At 65.7% G+C, this 17,073-nt stretch carries 13 protein-coding genes and 1 riboswitch; of the genes, 12 read left to right on the top strand and 1 reads right to left on the bottom strand.

Annotated features, from left to right (window positions below):
* Positions 1-19: 19 nt before the first annotated feature.
* From mraY to ftsZ, 9 genes are all read left to right on the top strand, one after another.
* On the top strand, positions 20-1,198 hold the full coding sequence (gene mraY / locus CLU87_RS17155; RefSeq protein WP_015012552.1) for a phospho-N-acetylmuramoyl-pentapeptide-transferase: 1,179 nt from the start codon (positions 20-22) through the stop codon (positions 1,196-1,198).
* The gene (murD, locus tag CLU87_RS17150) at positions 1,195-3,171 is read left to right on the top strand and encodes a UDP-N-acetylmuramoyl-L-alanine--D-glutamate ligase (RefSeq protein ID WP_369804324.1); all 1,977 of its coding nucleotides are present in this window, start codon (positions 1,195-1,197) and stop codon (positions 3,169-3,171) included. The genes mraY and murD overlap by 4 nt, the downstream gene beginning before the upstream one ends.
* Positions 3,168-4,436 (top strand): putative lipid II flippase FtsW, encoded by a 1,269-nt coding sequence (gene ftsW, locus CLU87_RS17145; protein WP_099731225.1) that lies wholly within the window; start codon positions 3,168-3,170, stop codon positions 4,434-4,436. The genes murD and ftsW overlap by 4 nt, the downstream gene beginning before the upstream one ends.
* Positions 4,433-5,503 carry an undecaprenyldiphospho-muramoylpentapeptide beta-N-acetylglucosaminyltransferase gene (gene murG, locus CLU87_RS17140; protein ID WP_099731224.1) on the top strand — a complete coding sequence of 357 codons (1,071 nt, stop codon included), beginning with the start codon at positions 4,433-4,435 and terminating at the stop codon, positions 5,501-5,503. The genes ftsW and murG overlap by 4 nt, the downstream gene beginning before the upstream one ends.
* Complete coding sequence (gene murC, locus CLU87_RS17135) at positions 5,500-6,933, top strand: UDP-N-acetylmuramate--L-alanine ligase (RefSeq protein ID WP_099731223.1); 1,434 nt, start codon at positions 5,500-5,502, stop codon at positions 6,931-6,933. Before murG ends, murC begins: the two co-directional genes overlap by 4 nt.
* Positions 6,930-7,919, top strand: a complete 990-nt coding sequence (locus CLU87_RS17130) for a D-alanine--D-alanine ligase (RefSeq protein WP_099731222.1) — start codon at positions 6,930-6,932, stop codon at positions 7,917-7,919. The genes murC and CLU87_RS17130 overlap by 4 nt, the downstream gene beginning before the upstream one ends.
* The gene (locus CLU87_RS17125; protein WP_099731221.1) at positions 7,919-8,722 is read left to right on the top strand and encodes a cell division protein FtsQ/DivIB; all 804 of its coding nucleotides are present in this window, start codon (positions 7,919-7,921) and stop codon (positions 8,720-8,722) included. The genes CLU87_RS17130 and CLU87_RS17125 overlap by 1 nt, the downstream gene beginning before the upstream one ends.
* A 107-nt stretch (positions 8,723-8,829) precedes the next feature.
* Positions 8,830-10,059, top strand: coding sequence for a cell division protein FtsA (ftsA, locus tag CLU87_RS17120; protein WP_015012559.1), 1,230 nt, complete (start codon positions 8,830-8,832; stop codon positions 10,057-10,059).
* Between the two features lie 151 nt (positions 10,060-10,210).
* Positions 10,211-11,452: a cell division protein FtsZ gene (ftsZ, locus tag CLU87_RS17115; RefSeq protein WP_099731220.1), complete on the top strand. Its 1,242-nt coding sequence runs from the start codon at positions 10,211-10,213 to the stop codon at positions 11,450-11,452.
* 140 nt (positions 11,453-11,592) lie between these two features.
* On the opposite strand, the gene CLU87_RS17110 is transcribed toward ftsZ, so the two are convergent.
* Positions 11,593-13,374, bottom strand: a complete 1,782-nt coding sequence (locus CLU87_RS17110) for a methyl-accepting chemotaxis protein (RefSeq protein ID WP_099731219.1) — start codon at positions 13,372-13,374, stop codon at positions 11,593-11,595.
* Positions 13,375-13,567: 193 nt separating this feature from the next.
* Here CLU87_RS17110 and lpxC point away from each other — a divergent pair, with 193 nt between their 5' ends.
* The 3 genes from lpxC to thiC all read left to right on the top strand — a co-directional run bounded on the left by lpxC (position 13,568) and on the right by thiC (position 16,884).
* Complete coding sequence (gene lpxC, locus CLU87_RS17105; protein WP_015012562.1) at positions 13,568-14,491, top strand: UDP-3-O-acyl-N-acetylglucosamine deacetylase; 924 nt, start codon at positions 13,568-13,570, stop codon at positions 14,489-14,491.
* Between the two features lie 12 nt (positions 14,492-14,503).
* Entirely contained in the window at positions 14,504-14,680 is a 177-nt protein-coding gene (locus tag CLU87_RS23370; RefSeq protein ID WP_015012563.1) for a hypothetical protein, read from the top strand.
* Positions 14,681-14,734: 54 nt separating this feature from the next.
* A riboswitch (TPP riboswitch) is annotated at positions 14,735-14,858 on the top strand.
* 148 nt (positions 14,859-15,006) lie between these two features.
* Positions 15,007-16,884: a phosphomethylpyrimidine synthase ThiC gene (gene thiC, locus CLU87_RS17100; RefSeq protein WP_099732224.1), complete on the top strand. Its 1,878-nt coding sequence runs from the start codon at positions 15,007-15,009 to the stop codon at positions 16,882-16,884.
* Positions 16,885-17,073: the final 189 nt, after the last annotated feature.

Genomic DNA, 17,073 nt, shown 5'->3' with positions numbered 1-17,073 from the left:
CCCATGCCGGAGGTGCCACATGCTGCTGATGCTGTCGCAATGGCTGCAGGGCCTGTCGCCCGAGTTCGGCTTCTTTCGGGTGTTCCAGTACCTCACGTTCCGTGCGGTGATGGCCGCCATGACGGCGCTGCTCATCGGGCTGGTGGCCGGCCCCAAGGTGATTCGCATCCTCACCTCGCTCAAGATCGGCCAGCCCATCCGCGGCTATGCGATGCAGTCGCACCTGTCCAAGAGTGGCACGCCCACCATGGGCGGTGTGTTGATCCTGTTGTCGATCGCCATTTCCACCCTGCTGTGGTTTGATCTGTCCAACCGCTTTGTGTGGATTGTGCTCATCGTCACGCTTGGTTTTGGCGCCATCGGCTGGGTGGACGACTGGCGCAAGGTGGTCAACAAGGACCCCGAAGGCATGCGTTCGCGCGAGAAGTACTTCTGGCAGTCGGTGATCGGTCTCATGGCCGCGCTGTACCTGGTGTTCAGCATTTCTGAAAGCTCCAACGCCAAGGTGTGGGAGCTGTTCGTGGGCTGGGTGCAGTCGGGCTTTTCGCTGGACCTGCCGCCCAAGGCGGGGCTGCAGTTGCCCTTCTTCAAGGAAGTGAGCTACCCGCTGGGCGTGCTCGGCTTCGTGATCCTCACCTATCTTGTCATCGTGGGCTCCAGCAATGCGGTGAACCTGACCGACGGCCTGGACGGCCTGGCCATCATGCCCGTGGTGATGGTGGGCTCGGCGCTGGGCGTGTTTGCTTATGTCACCGGCAGCTCGGTGTATTCCAAGTACCTGTTCTTCCCGCACATTCCGGGTTCGGGCGAGTTGCTGATCTTCTGCGCTGCCATGGCGGGCGCGGGCCTGGCTTTCCTCTGGTTCAACGCGCACCCCGCCCAGGTTTTCATGGGCGACGTGGGGGCACTGGCGCTGGGCGGAGCCCTGGGCACCATCGCCATCATCGTGCGCCAGGAGATCGTGCTGGCCATCATGGGCGGCATCTTTGTGGTCGAGGCCCTGTCTGTGATGCTGCAGGTCACCTGGTTCAAGTTCACCAAGAAGCGCTATGGCGAAGGCCGCCGCCTGCTCAAGATGGCGCCCCTGCACCACCACTTTGAAAAGAGCGGCTGGAAAGAAACGCAAGTGGTCGTGCGCTTCTGGATCATCACCATGCTGCTGTGCCTGATTGGCCTGTCCACGCTGAAACTGCGATGAACCCGAACGATCCTCTTGTCCCTGACCCCCTCGGCACGTCCGAGGCCATGCCCCCGTTGCCAGGGGCTGGGGTGGATGCTACCGGTGCTCCAGAGGTCGACCCTGGCAGGCAGGATGCTGCGCCCGCGGTACCCGATGTGAATCCAGGGCAGGACACTGCGGCATCGGGCAGCGAAGTGTCAGACGGCATGCCTCCCGCAGAGGTCACTGAGGCGGCCCCAGGTGCGCCGGCAGGAAAGAGCACCAGCACTGCCTGGAACCCCGAGGCCGTGCCTGCTGTCTCCGCCGCGAAAGCCGCAGCGGATTTTGTGGCGCAGATCTTTGCCGAGGTGGCGGCTCCTGAGTCGGGAGCCGCTGACAGTGAGGGCGCTGCAGACACCGCAGAGGTCGACGAGCCCATGACACCGGCCGTGCCTGCGGGCCCGGCGCGCGAGGGCGTTGCGAACCTGCTGCAAGGCCAGCACATCCTGATCCTGGGCCTGGGCGCCTCGGGCATGGCGATGGCACGCTGGTGCGTGCGTTGCGGCGCGCAAGTCACTGTGGCCGACACGCGCGCTGCCCCGCCGCAACTGCCCGCACTGCAGCGAGAGCTGCCCCAGGTCCGTTTTGTGTCGGGCGCATTCGATACCAGCCTGGTGCAGGGGCAGAACCTGCATGCGGTCTATCGTTCGCCTGGGTTGAGCCCCGAGGCAGTTGCTCCTGTTTTCGAAGCGGCTCGTGCAAACAACATCAGCGCTGGCGGTGAGCTGAGTCTTTATGCCATGGCCCTGGCAGCGCTGCGCGAATCGCACGCGTATGCCCCCGCCGTGCTGGCTATCACCGGGACCAACGGCAAGACCACCGTGACCTCGCTCACCGGACAGTTGGTGGAGCGCTCTGGCAAACGCGTGGCCGTGGCCGGCAACATCGGCCCGACCCTGCTCGACACACTGGCAGAACACCTGGATGCAGACACCTTGCCCGACGTGTGGGTGCTGGAACTGTCGAGCTTTCAGCTGGATGGCGTGAATGGGGGTGAAGGGGGCTTCGAGCCCACGGCCGCCACGGTGCTCAACATCACGCAGGACCACCTGGACTGGCACGGCAGCATCGAGGCTTACGCTGCGGCCAAGGCGCGCATCTTTGGCCAGACGGGCTTGATGATCCTGAACCGTGAAGACGCTGCGGTGATGGCCATGCTGCCGCCACCCGTCAAGGTCAAGCTGCAAAAGCCGCAGGTGCGCGCGCACCTCACCTTTGGTGGCGACATGCCCCGGCGTCCGGGTGACTTTGGCATCGAGGTCGTGAGCGGCATGCCCTGGCTGGTGCGCGCCATGGACGCGGACGAAACCCGAAAGCGTGGCCGCAACGAGGTCGAAGAGGACCTGCACATCCAGCGGCTCATGCCGGCGGATGCCCTGCGCATCCGGGGCCGCCACAACGCCACTAACGCATTGGCGGCGCTGGCGCTGGCCACGGCAGCGGGTTGCCCGCTGGCGCCCATGCTCTACGGCCTGCGCGAGTACCGGGGCGAGCCCCATCGTGTGGAGCCCGTGGCCATCATCCGCGGCGTGGAATATTTTGACGACAGCAAGGGCACCAACGTTGGCGCCACGGCGGCTGCGCTGGTGGGGCTGGGCACGGAGCGGCGTTTGGTGGTCATTCTGGGCGGAGAAGGCAAGGGGCAGGACTTTGCGCCCCTGGCAGCCCCCGTCGCACGTTATGCACGTGCGGTGGTGCTGATTGGCCGCGACGCACCGCTGATCCGCGCTGCGCTCCAGGACGCTGGCGTGCCGTTGCTCGATGCGGACACCTTGCCTGAGGCCGTTGCACTGGCCGCGCAGCGCGCCCATTCTGGCGATGCGGTGCTGATGTCGCCCGCCTGCGCCAGTTTCGACATGTTCAAGGACTACGAGCACCGCGCCCAGGTCTTTTGCGAGACCGTGCGGGCGATGGCCGACGATGCGGGCCAGTCGGCGGAGGGCATGCAATGACGGCACCCGCCAGCACCTTGTTGCAACGCGTGACCGGCTGGTTCGGTGGCCTGCCCGGCAAGGCGGCCGACGTGTTGCCCGTGCGCGTGGGCGGCACCGAGTACCGGCAGTCGTCCAGCACGCCCGCGAGCGTGTTGGGCTTTGACCAGGCCTTGCTCTGGGTGGTGGTGGCACTGCTGGCGTGGGGGTTGGTGATGGTGTATTCAGCGTCGATTGCCATGCCGGACAACCCGCGCTTTGCCAACTATGCGTCCACCCATTTCCTGACCCGCCACATGATGTACCTGGTGGTGGGGTTTGTGGCGGCGCTGCTGGCGTTCCAGGTGCCCATGGCGCTGTGGGAGCGGGTGGCGCCCTGGTTGTTCATAGTGGCCTTGCTCATGCTGGTGGCGGTCCTGATCCCCGGCGTGGGCAAGGTGGTCAATGGCGCTCGCCGCTGGCTGTCCATCGGCCCCATGGGCTTCCAGCCCTCCGAGGTGGCCAAGTTTGCGGTGCTGATCTACGCCGCCGACTACATGGTGCGCAAGATGGAGGTGAAGGAGCGCTTCTTCCGCGCCGTGCTGCCAATGGGCGCTGCGGTGGCCATCGTCGGCGTGCTGCTGCTGGCCGAGCCCGACATGGGGGCCTTCATGGTGGTGGCCGTGATTGCCATGGGCATCCTGTTCCTCGGCGGTGTGAACGCCCGCATGTTCTTCCTGATCGCAGGGGTGCTGGTGGGTGCCTTTGCGTTGATGATCGCCAGTTCGCCCTGGCGCCGCGAGCGCGTGTTTGCGTACCTGGATCCCTTCAGCGAACAGCATGCACTCGGCAAGGGCTACCAGCTATCGCACTCGTTGATCGCCATCGGGCGCGGCGAGGTGTTTGGCGTGGGGCTGGGGGGCAGTGTGGAGAAGCTGCACTGGCTGCCCGAGGCGCACACCGACTTCCTGATGGCCGTGATCGGCGAAGAGTTTGGCCTGGTGGGCGTGGTTGCGCTCATCGTGCTGTTCCTGTGGATGACCCGCCGCATCATGCACATCGGCCGACAGGCCATTGCGCTGGACCGCGTGTTCGCGGGGCTGGTGGCGCAGGGCGTGGCGATCTGGATCGGTTTTCAAGCCTTCATCAACATGGGCGTGAATTTGGGCGCGCTGCCGACCAAGGGGCTCACGCTGCCACTGATGAGTTTTGGTGGGTCGGCGATTTTGATGAATCTGGTGGCGCTGGCGGTGGTGCTGCGGGTCGATTACGAGAACAAGCTCCTCATGCGGGGAGGTCGCGTATGAGCACGCAGAAGACCGCCCTCATCATGGCTGGTGGAACCGGCGGCCACATCTTCCCCGGCTTGGCTGTGGCCGAGGAACTGCGCGCACGCTGCTGGCGTGTGCACTGGCTGGGCGCGCCCGGCAGCATGGAGTCGCGCATCGTGCCGCAGCACGGCTTTGCGCTGGAGCTCATCGATTTTTCGGGCGTGCGCGGCAAGGGACTCGTCACGCTGGCCCTGTTGCCGCTGCGCCTGCTGCGTGCGTTCTGGCAGGCGCTGCAGGTCGTGCGCCGTGTGAAGCCCGACGTGGTGGTGGGCCTGGGTGGCTACATCACCTTTCCGGGCGGGATGATGGGTGTACTCGCGGGCAAGCCCCTGGTGCTGCATGAGCAGAATTCGGTGGCGGGCATGGCGAACAAGGTCCTGGCAGGTTTGGCCGACCGGGTGTTCACGGCCTTCCCCAACGTGTTCAAACAGGGCCAGTGGGTGGGCAACCCCCTGCGCACCGCCTTCACGCAGCAGCCGGGCCCGGCCGAGCGGTTTGCCGGCCGCAGCGGCCCGCTGCGCCTGCTGGTGGTGGGCGGTAGCCTGGGAGCGCGTGCGCTCAACGAGATCGTGCCCCAGGCCATCGCATTGATGCCGGCCGGCCAACGACCCACCGTGGTCCACCAAAGCGGTGCGGCACAGATCGATGCCCTGCGCGCCCACTACGCCGCTGCAGGGGTCGAGGCAGAGCTGACGCCATTTATCGACGACACCGCCAGCGCGTTTGCAGCGGCCGACATCATCGTCTGCCGGGCGGGGGCGAGCACCGTCACCGAGATCGCCGCCGTGGGCGCCGCGTCTATCTTTGTCCCCTTCCCGTCGGCCGTGGACGACCACCAGACCACCAACGCGCAGTTCCTCGTGGACGCAGGAGGCGGCTGGCTGGTGCAGCAGCGCGACCTGACGCCGCAAGGGCTGTCTGAAATGCTATTGAAATTAGAGCGCCCCACACTTGTGGATGTAGCGCTCAAGGCCAAAAACATGCAAAAAATCAATGCCACCCGCGAGGTGGTGACTGCCTGCGAGGAGTTGGCCCAATCATGAAACATGCGATTCGCCACATCCATTTCGTAGGCCTCGGCGGGGCCGGCATGAGTGGCATTGCCGAAGTGCTGTTCAACCTGGGTTACCGCATCTCGGGCTCGGACCTGGCCGACAGTGCCACGCTGCGCCGCCTGGCAGACCTCGGCATCAAGACCTGTCTCGGCCACGCGGCAGCGCACATCGATGGTGCCGATGCGGTGGTCACGTCCACAGCCGTCACTTCGGACAACCCTGAAGTGCTGGCCGCACGCGAAAAGAAGATCCCCGTGGTGCCGCGCGCACTGATGCTGGCCGAGCTGATGCGCCTGAAGCAGGGCATTGCCATCGCGGGCACGCACGGAAAGACCACCACCACCAGCCTCGTGACCAGCGTGCTGGCCGAGGCGGGGCTGGATCCGACGTTCGTCATCGGCGGCAGGCTCAACAGCGCGGGCGCCAATGCCAAGCTGGGCAGCGGCGACTACATCGTGGTCGAGGCCGATGAGTCCGACGCGTCGTTCTTGAACCTGCTGCCCGTGATGGCCGTGGTGACCAACATCGACGCCGACCACATGGAGACCTACGGCCACGACTTCGGTCGGCTCAAGGGCGCGTTTGTCGATTTCCTGCACCGCATGCCGTTCTACGGCACGGCCATCCTGTGTGTGGACAGTCCCGCTGTGCGCGACATCCTGCAGAGCGTGACCTGCCCCATCACCAGCTACGGCTTCTCTGAAGACGCGCAGGTGCGCGCCATCAACGTGCGCGCCGAGGCGGGCCAGATGCGCTTCACCGTGCAGCGGCGCAACGGCGTCACGCTGCCCGACATGGAAATCGTGCTCAACCTCGCGGGCGAGCACAACGTGCTCAACGCGCTGTCGGCCATTGCCGTGGCGGTGGAGCTCAACATCCCCGACGACGCCGTGCAGCGCGCGCTGGCGGGCTTCAAGGGCGTGGGCCGACGCTTCCAGCGCTATGGCGATCTGCCCGCGAAGGACGGCGGCACCTTCACCGTCATCGACGACTACGGCCACCACCCTGTGGAGATGGCTGCCACGCTGGCGGCCGCACGCGGTGCGTTCCCCGGGCGGCGCCTGGTGCTGGCCTTCCAGCCGCACCGCTACACCCGCACGCGCGATTGCTTTGAAGATTTCGTCAAGGTGATCGGCCATGCCGACGCGGTGCTGCTCACCGAGGTGTATGCCGCAGGCGAGGCGCCAGTCGTGGCCGCCGATGGACGCTCGCTAGCCCGTGCCCTGCGTGTGGCAGGGCGTGTGGAGCCGGTGTTTGTGGACAACGTGGCCGATCTGCCCCAGGCCATTGTCGACAACGCACGCGCGGGCGACGTGGTGATGTGCATGGGAGCCGGCTCCATTGGCGCAGTGCCCGGCAAGGTGGTTGAGATGCTACAAAATAATGAGCTGAGAGCGCATGAAGGGAGCGCACTATGACCCTTCCTGAATCGAATATCGATGTGAAGTCGCTGGGCAAGGTCGCCGTCCTGATGGGCGGGGACTCGGCCGAGCGCGAGGTGTCGCTGATGTCGGGCAGCGGCGTGCTGCAGGCGCTGCGCTCGCGTGGGGTGGATGCCCATGCGTTTGACCCCGCACAGAACGCGCTGGGTGATTTGAAGCGCGACGGCTATGCGCGCTGCTTCATCGCGCTGCACGGCCGACATGGCGAAGACGGCACGGTGCAGGGCGCGCTGGAGCTGCTGCGCATCCCCTACACCGGCCCCGGCGTGATGGCCTCGGCCATCGCCATGGACAAGGTCATGACCAAGCGAGTATGGCTGGCCGAGGGCCTGCCCACGCCCCGCTATGTGTGGCTGGCTCCCGACCGGCAGCAGCGCGAGGTGGTGCGCACCGTGCCCGACGAGCTGGGCCTGCCGCTCATCGTCAAGCCGCCGCGCGAAGGCTCGTCCATCGGCGTGACCAAGGTGCGCGGCTATTCGGACATGCAGGAGGCCGTGAAGCTCTCTGCCCAGTACGACCCCGACGTGCTGTGCGAAGAGTTCATCGAAGGCGAAGAAGTGACCTGCCCCGTGCTGGGCCAGGGCGCCAGTGCCCGTGCGCTGCCAGTGATCCGCATCGTGGCGCCCGATGGCGCCTACGACTACCAGAACAAGTACTTCACCGACGACGTGAAGTACCAGTGCCCAAGCGGCCTGCCCGATGCCGAAGAGCGCGAGATCCAGCGCATCGTGCTGGAGGCTTACCGCACCCTGGGCTGCCGGGGCTGGGGCCGTGCCGACCTGATGATCCGCGCGAGCGACCGCAAGCCCTTCCTGCTGGAGATGAACACATCCCCTGGCATGACGGGGCATTCGCTGGTGCCCATGTCGGCCCGCGCCTCTGGCATCAGCTACGAAGAGCTGTGCCTGCGCATCCTCGCCGATGCGGCCCTCGACACGCCCGCAAAGCCAAAGGCCGCCTGATGACCCAGACGCTGCCCGCACCCCTGGACGTCAAGCTCATGAACCTGACCGCGTCGGTCCTGTTCGTGGGCTGCGCCCTGGCCGTGCTGGCGGCGGGGGTGGGGTGGGTGCTGCGCTACCCCGGCTTTGCCATCGCACGCATCGTGGTGCAGGGCGAGCTGGTGCACAACAACGCGGTGACCCTGCGGGCCAATGTGGCGCCACATCTGGTGGGCAACTTCTTCACTGTGGACCTGCGTGCCGCCCGCGAGGCCTTCGAGCAGGTGCCCTGGGTACGCCGCGCGCAAGTGCGTCGGGTGTACCCCGGCAGCTTGCGTGTGGAGCTGCAGGAGCATGACGCGGTGGCGTACTGGGGGCCGGACACCGGCTCAGCGCTGGTCAACAGCCAGGGCGAAGTCTTCGAGGCCAATGTGGGCGATGTGGAGCAGGAGGGCCTGCCGCGCCTGCAGGGGCCTACAGGCAGCTCGGCCGAGGTGCTGCAGATGTATGGACTGCTGGAGCCCGTGTTCAAACCTCTGGGCCTGGACGTGGAAGAGCTGCAGCTGACCGGGCGAGGCGGCTGGCGCGCCACCCTCGACAGCGAGGCCGTGGTGGAGCTGGGAGGCGGTACGCCGCAGGAAGTGGTGCAGCGCACGCAGCGTTTTGTACGCACCCTGACCCAGGTGGCCGCGCAGTATGGCCGCCGCGTGGACGCGCTGGAGTCTGCGGACCTGCGCCACGCTGGGGGCTACGCCCTGCGCCTGCGGGGTGTGACCACAGTGACTGCAGACGCAACCGGCGCGACGGCCGTGCGCAAGAGGTAATGGCATGAGGCAAGACAGAGCAAAACGCAGCACTCTGCGGGCCCCGAGAGGGCGGTGCGAGGGGTTGGTGGGACAGCGGGACAGAACCGAGAAGGGCAGAGACTGATATGGCAAGAGAATACAAAGACGTCGTCGTGGGGCTGGACATTGGCACCGCCAAGGTCATGGCTGTGGTGGCCGAGGTTCTGCCCAATGGCGAGCTCAAGCTCGCAGGCTTGGGCGTGGCCCCAAGCAATGGTCTCAAGCGTGGGGTGGTGGTCAACATCGATGCCACCGTGCAGAGCATCCAGCAGGCGCTGAAAGAGGCCGAGCTGATGGCGGACTGCAAGATCCAGCGCGTCTACACCGGCATCACGGGCAGCCACATCCGCGGTCTCAACTCCAGCGGCATGGTGGCGGTGAAGGACAAGGAAGTCACGTCGGCCGACGTGGCCCGCGTGGTGGAGACGGCCAAGGCCATCAACATCAGCAGCGACCAGCGCCTGTTGCTGGTGGAGCCGCAGGAATTCGTGATCGACGGGCAGGATGTGAAGGAGCCCATCGGCATGAGCGGCATCCGCCTGGAGGCCAAGATCCACATCGTGACCGGCGCGCAGAGCGCGGCCGAGAACATCATCAAGTGTGTGCGCCGCTGCGGCCTGGAGGTCGAGCAGCTCATGCTCAATCCGCTGGCCAGCAGCCAGGCGGTGCTGACCGACGACGAGCGCGAGCTGGGCGTGGTGGTGGTGGACATCGGCGCGGGCACGACCGATGTCGCCATCTTCACTGGCGGCGCGATTCGCCACACAGCGGTGATTCCGATTGCGGGCGACCTCATCACCAGCGACATCGCCATGGCACTGCGCACGCCGACCAAGGACGCCGAGGACATCAAGGTGGAAAGCGGCTACGCCAAGCAACTGTTGGCTGACCCCGAGGCGCAGGTGGAAGTGCCCGGCCTGGGCGACCGCAGCCCGCGCATGCTGAGCAAGCAGGCGCTGGCCGGCGTGATCGAGCCGCGTGTCGAAGAAATCTTCTCGCTCGTGCAGCAGGTGGTGCGCGAGTCGGGCTACGAAGAAGTGCTGTCGTCGGGCATCGTGCTCACGGGCGGCAGCTCGGTCATGCCGGGAATGATCGAACTGGGCGAGGACATCTTCCTCAAGCCCGTGCGGCGCGGCATACCGAAGTATTCCAGCGCCCTGGCCGACATGGTGGCCCAGCCCCGTGCAGCCACCGTGATGGGGCTGCTTGAAGAAGCGCGCCTGGCCCGCCTGCGCGGCTTCAAGGTGGCTCAGAAGAGTGGGTCCATGAAGACCGCATTCGGGCGCTTCAAAGATTTCATCGTGGGGAATTTCTGACCATGAAATACCCCCTGTGGCTAGCGCGTGGAAGCCCTCACCAGATACCGCGCGAGCGATGGCGATGTACAGGACCGCCACGCACTACAAGAAAAATGATCCCATCTCTCAATTGGCAATTGCATACGAATTTAGAACCAGGAGCTCCAAGATGACCATCGAAATGATCGAAGCCGAAGAATTCAACCAGGGCACCCAGATCAAGGTGATCGGTGTGGGCGGTGGCGGCAGCAATGCCGTCGAGCACATGATTGCCCGCAGCGTGCAGGGCGTGGAGTTTGTCAGCGCCAACACCGATGCACAGGCGCTCACGCGCAGCTCGGCGCACCGCGTCATCCAGCTGGGCAACAGCGGCCTGGGTGCTGGGGGCAAGCCCGAGAAAGCCCGCGATGCGGCTGAGGCGGCGGTGGCCGATATCCGTGAAGCCATCTCTGGCGCCCACATGCTGTTCATCACGGCGGGCATGGGCGGCGGCACGGGCACGGGCGCTGCGCCCGTGATCGCGCGCGTGGCCAAGGAGATGGGCATCCTGACGGTGGGCGTGGTCACCAAGCCTTTCGACTGGGAGGGCGGTCGCCGCATGAAGAATGCGGACGATGGCCTGGCCGAACTTGAAGCCAACGTGGACTCGCTGATTGTTGTGCTCAACGAGAAGCTGCTGGACGTGCTGGGCGACGACATCACCCAGGACGAAGCCTTTGCCCACGCCAACGACGTGCTCAAGAACGCCGTGGGCGGCATCGCTGAAATCATCAACGAATACGGCCAGGTGAACGTGGACTTTGAAGACGTGCGCACCGTGATGGGCGAGCCCGGCAAAGCCATGATGGGCACGGCCACGGCCAGCGGCCCAGACCGCGCACGCATCGCAGCCGAGCAGGCCATCGCCTGCCCGCTGCTCGAAGGCATCGACCTGTCGGGCGCCAAGGGTGTGCTGGTGCTGGTCACGGCCAGCAAGGGCAGCCTCAAGCTGTCCGAGTCACGCCAGGCCATGAACACCATCAACGCCTACGCATCGACCGACGCGCACGTGATCTTCGGCGCTGCCTATGACGAAAGCCTGGGTGACGAGATCCGCGTGACCGTGGTGGCCACGGGTCTGTCGCGTGCCAATGCGCGCCGTCAGCCCATCTCGGTGGTGCAGGGTGGCCTGCGCACTGGTACGGATAACATGGCCTACCAGATGCCTGTCGCCGGTGTGGGTACGCTGGGTGCTGCCGTGGGCGTGCAAGGCGGCCACACGGGCAGTGCGCAGGCCGACTATGGCAGCATGTCGGTACCCAGCGTGTGGCGTACCAACCGCACGCAGGCCGCAGCCCGCGTGGATGCCCTGTCGTCCGGCGGTATGGATGACCTGGAAATCCCCGCCTTCCTGCGCAAGCAAGCGGACTGACAATCGCGCTGATCGCACCCTGCGGCCCCCTCCCGGGGGCTGCAAGACAAAAAGCCCTGCCGGCGCAAGCTGGCAGGGCTTTTTGTCTGGGCGAACGTCCGCAGGCTTTCAGGCCCGGGTCGCCCCAGGCCTCTCAGTGGTCAGAAAGATTCCCAGTCATCGTTATTGTCAGCCGCAGGCTTGGGGCTGCTTGCCTTGGGGGGCAATGCCGCCGCTGGCGCGGGTGAAGGCGCAGCAGCACGAGGGGCTGCTGGCGCCTTGGACAGGGCCGGGCGGGGGGCTGCCGCACGCACGGCAGGGGCCACGGCGGGGCGGGGCGCGGCTGCGGGGCGGTTGGCCGGGGCGGGAGCGGAGGTGCTACCGTTCACGCGGAACAGCGCCACCACCTGGGTGAGCTTCATGGCTTGCTCGCGCAGGCTGTCGGCGGCGGCCGTGGATTCTTCCACCAGCGCCGAGTTCTGCTGGGTCATCTGGTCCAGCTGGTTCATGGCCGTGTTGACCTGCGCGATGCCTTGGCTCTGCTCCGATGTGGCCGCACGGATCTCGCCAATGATGTCGGTCACGCGCTGCACGCTGGCCACGATCTCTGTCATGGTGGCGCCCGCATTGCCCACCAGGGCGGTGCCGGACTCGACCTTTTCGACCGACGCGCCGATCAGCGACTTGATCTCCTTGGCAGCCTCGGCGCTGCGCTGCGCCAGGCTGCGCACCTCGCCCGCCACGACTGCAAAGCCCCGGCCCTGTTCGCCTGCGCGGGCGGCCTCCACGGCGGCGTTGAGCGCCAGGATGTTGGTCTGGAACGCGATCCCGTCGATGACGCCGATGATGTCGCTGATCTTGTTGCTGCTGGCGTTGATGTCCTGCATGGTGGATACCACTCGGGACACCACTTCCCCTCCGCGCGCCGCCACGGCAGCCGCTGAAGTTGCCATCTGGTTGGCGGTTTGCGCGGAGTCCGATGTCTGCTTCACGGTGCTGGTGAGCTCCTCCATGCTGCTGGCGGTGGTTTGCAGGTTGCTGGCCGTGTCTTCGGTGCGGTGGGCCAGGTCGTTGTTGCCCTGGGCAATTTCCCCCGACGCCGTAGCAATGCTGTCCGTGGCCGACCGTACCTCGGTCACCAGCTTGCGCAGCGAGGCCACCATGTGGGCCAAGCCATCGAGCATGGAGCCCGGTGGGGCGGCAGGGATCTGGGCGTCGAGGTTGCCTTCGGCCACTTCGGACATGATGGCAATGGCGTGGGTGGGTTCGCCACCAATCTGGCGCAACACCGAGCGCGACACCAGCAGGCCGATCACCCCCACCGCCACAAACACCGCCACCACCAGAGCAAGGCTCGACCACAGGGCCTGGCGCAGCATGGCATCGACGTCGTCCGTATACAGCCCGGAGCCCACCATCCAGTTCCAGCCGTCCACTTTGACGATGTACTGCAGCTTGGGCACGGGTGTCTGCTGGCCGGGGCGCGCGAACATGGTGGGCACAAAGGCCTTGCCGTCCTTGCTGCTGCGCATGCCGTTTACCAGCAGGCCGATGATGTCCACGCCCGAACCATCCTTGACCTTGCCGAGCATGTCCTGCCCGTCCCACTCGGTCTTGAAGGGGTGCATCACGCCCACGCCCTCGGTGGTCCAGATGTAGAAATATTCGGTCTTGCCCTCGGGGCCGCCGTAGCGTGCAATGCGCAGGGCGTCCTTGGCAGCCTTCTGCGCGTCTTCCACCGACATGGCGCCGCTCGCGGCCTTGGCCTGGTAACCGACCACGATGCTGTGTGCGGACTGGACGGCGGTGGTCAGCAGGTCCTTGCGGGACTCGGTGATCAGTCGCCGCTCCTGGAGGAGTGACAGGATGGCCATGATCAGCAGCGCCGTGAGCGCGGTGCCGATCATGAGCATGACTTTCATCTTGAAACTGAGTTTGCTCATGGGAGTCTCCTGTGGGGCGGGTGTCGTGTGTTCATGTTGTGGTTGTTAAGGCCCTGTGTACCAAATTGTGCGGCGAACCATGGGGCCTGCACAGTAGGTGAAAACGCGGCGGTAGCTCTACGTACGCGTCGCTTTGCGGAGCGACAAGACCTCGGCACGTGCGGGGCGGTGCCGCAGAAACTAAAATGCGCAGATGCTCCAGCAACGCACCCTCAAGACCCTGACCCGCGCCGTAGGCGTGGGTCTGCACAGCGGCCAACGGGTCGAGTTGACCCTGCGGCCCGCGCAGCCGGACACAGGCATCGTGTTCCGGCGGGTGGATCTGCCGCAGCCGGTGGACATTCCCATCCGTGCCGAGGCGGTGACGGATACGAGGCTGGCGTCCACCATCGCGGTGGGCAACGCCAAGGTGCACACGGTGGAGCACCTGATGTCGGCCTGTGCGGGGCTGGGCATCGACAACCTGTACGTGGACATCACGGCCGAAGAGGTCCCCATCCTCGATGGGTCTTCGGCCTCGTTTGTGTTCCTGCTGCAAAGCGCCGGGGTGGAACTGCAGAACGCACCCAAGCGCTTCATCCGCGTCACCCGGCCCGTGGAGGTGCGCGAGGGCGAGGGCGCCAACGCCAAGTGGGCGCGCCTCACGCCGTACCACGGCTATAAGCTCAGCTTCGAAATCGACTTCGACCACCCGGCCGTGGACTCCACCGGCCAGCGTGTGGAGTTTGACCTGGGGCAAGGCAACTACAGCCGCGACATTGCCCGCGCCCGCACCTTCGGCTTCACCCGCGATGTGGAGATGATGCGCTCCAACGGCCTGGCGCTGGGCGGTGGGCTGGATAACGCCATCGTGATGGACGACTACAAGGTGCTTAACAGCGACGGGCTGCGCTACGACGACGAGTTCGTGAAGCACAAGATCCTGGATGCCATGGGTGACCTGTACCTCATCGGCAAGCCGCTGCTGGCCGCCTACAGTGCGTTCCGCTCGGGCCATGCCATGAACAACCTCTTGCTGCGCGAGCTGCTGGCCCAGCGTGATGCCTGGGAGGTGGTCACCTTCGAGGACGAGCGCCAGGCTCCCACCGGCTTTGCGCAGCCTGCGCGCGCCTGGTAAGGCCCACTGGCCATGTTGATCTTTCGCTGGCTAGCCATGCTGCTGCTGCTGGCGGCGGCCGTGTCTTTCGCGTTTTACGCGGGCACCGGGCAGCCGCGCTACAAGCGCCTGGGGCTCGTCATCCTCAAGTGGACAGTGATTGCCGCCGTCTTTTTCTTCGCGGTGATCCTCATCGGCCGCCTGGCCTGATGTATCTGTTGATTGGGGGGCTCTGCTGCCCCGTTTTTCCTCTGCCCTATACTCGCGCCTGCTCCGGGGTGTGCTGATGCGCTGAGATGCGAGAGGCCTGAAGAAATTCAGGCCAGCTTGCGAACCCGACGAACTTGATCCGGTTCATACCGGCGGAAGAAGAGCCGACCTCCTTGTCCCCGTGCCCGCACTCCCTGTGGACACGCCTTGCCTCAGGTGCTGCCATGCGCAGCCACCCGAGGGGCGCACAGGTCCATTCCGGAGCAGACCCACCGCCACCGGAACCAGGAGACCTGCCCATGAACGCCCCCGACCCCCACGCCACACTGGCTGCCCCTGAAAAGTTCGCCGAGCTGCTCGCACGCACCCGCGAACCCTTCCCCGCATCCCGCAAGGCCTATATCCCCGGCCATCTGCACACCGACCTGCGCGTGCCCGTGCGCGACATCGCGCTAACCAACGGCGAGCTGGTCAGCGTGTACGACACCTCCGGTCCTTACACCGACCCTGAAGCCGTGATCGACGTGCGCAAGGGCCTGGCCAGCGTGCGCGGTAGCTGGATCGCCGGCCGTGGCGATGTGGAGCACTACGAAGGCCGCGCCCCCGTAGCGCTGGACGACGGCCAAAAGAGCGAAGATGCCACCCGCCTCGCCCAGCTGCGCGCCGAGGCCGCCGCCTTGCAGCGCAAGCCCCTGCGCGCCAAGGCGGGTGCCAATGTCACGCAGATGCACTACGCCAAGAAGGGCATCGTCACGCCCGAGATGGAATACGTCGCCATCCGCGAAAACGGCAAGCGTGAGTGGATGGAACAGTACATGGCCGACGCAGGCCGTGAAAAGCGCCTGATGGGCAACCCGATGGGCGCCAGCATCCCGCGCATCATCACCCCCGAATTTGTGCGCGACGAAGTGGCTCGGGGCCGCGCCATCATCCCCGCCAACATCAACCACCCCGAGGTGGAACCGATGGCGATTGGCCGCAACTTCCTGGTCAAGATCAACGCCAACATCGGTAACTCGGCTGTCACCTCCAGCATCGAAGAAGAAGTGGAAAAGCTCGTCTGGGCCATCCGCTGGGGGGCCGACAACGTGATGGACCTGTCCACTGGCAAGAACATCCACACCACACGCGACTGGATCGTGCGCAACAGCCCTGTGCCCATCGGCACGGTGCCGATCTACCAGGCGCTCGAAAAAGTGGGTGGCGTGGCCGAAGACCTGACCTGGGCGATCTTCCGCGACACGCTCATCGAGCAGGCCGAGCAGGGCGTGGATTACTTCACCATCCATGCGGGCGTGCGCCTCGCTTACATCCACCTCACGGCGCAGCGGCGCACGGGCATCGTCTCGCGCGGCGGCTCCATCATGGCCAAGTGGTGCATGGCGCACCACCGCGAGAGCTTTTTGTACGAGCACTTCGAAGACATCTGCGACATCATGAAGGCGTACGACGTGTCGTTCAGCCTGGGTGACGGCCTGCGGCCTGGCTGCGCGTCCGATGCCAACGACGAAGCGCAATTTGCCGAGCTGCACACGCTGGGCGAGCTGACCCAGGTGGCCTGGAAGCACGACGTGCAGACCATGATCGAAGGCCCGGGCCATGTGCCCATGCACATGATCCAGGCCAACATGACCGAGCAGCTCAAGACCTGCCACGAGGCGCCTTTCTACACCCTGGGCCCGCTGACCATCGACATCGCCCCCGGCTACGACCACATTGCCTCGGCCATTGGCGCGGCCATGATCGGCTGGATGGGCACGGCCATGTTGTGCTACGTGACGCCCAAGGAGCACCTGGGACTGCCCGACCGCGACGACGTGAAGCAGGGGATCATTGCCTACAAGATCGCCGCCCACGCGGCCGATGTGGCCAAGGGCCACCCCGGCGCTCGCTCGCGCGATGATGCGCTCAGCCAGGCGCGCTTTGACTTCCGCTGGCAGGACCAGTTCAACCTGGGCCTGGACCCTGAGACCGCCAAGGAATACCACGACGAGACCCTGCCCAAGGACTCGGCCAAGGTGGCGCATTTCTGCTCGATGTGTGGCCCCAAGTTCTGCTCGATGAAGATCACCCAGGAGGTGCGTGACTTCGCCGCCCAGAAGGGTGTGGCCGAGGCTGACGCCCTGGCCCAGGGCATGCAGACCAAGGCGGCGGAGTTCCAGAAGGGCGGGGGCGAGCTGTACATCCCGCTCAAGCCCGTGTGACAGCAGCGCAATAAGCGCAGCTACTGGCCCCGAGGATTCCCTGAAACAGGGCCCCGGGGCCGTGCTTACCCTGTGCGGTGGACCGTCTTGCCCGGCATATAGTCCCGCCCACCCCCGGCCCAGAAGGCGGGGGGTGTGTGTGGCACCAAATTTGCTATGCTGGACTGTCTGTTAAAAAATGTAAGGAAG

Origin of the sequence: Acidovorax sp. 59 (assembly GCF_002754175.1) — a bacterium.
Taxonomy (GTDB): Bacteria; Pseudomonadota; Gammaproteobacteria; order Burkholderiales; family Burkholderiaceae_C; genus Acidovorax; species Acidovorax delafieldii.
The sequence above is the reverse complement of the archived record's forward strand: the minus strand, read 5'-3'. Positions and strand labels throughout refer to the sequence as shown.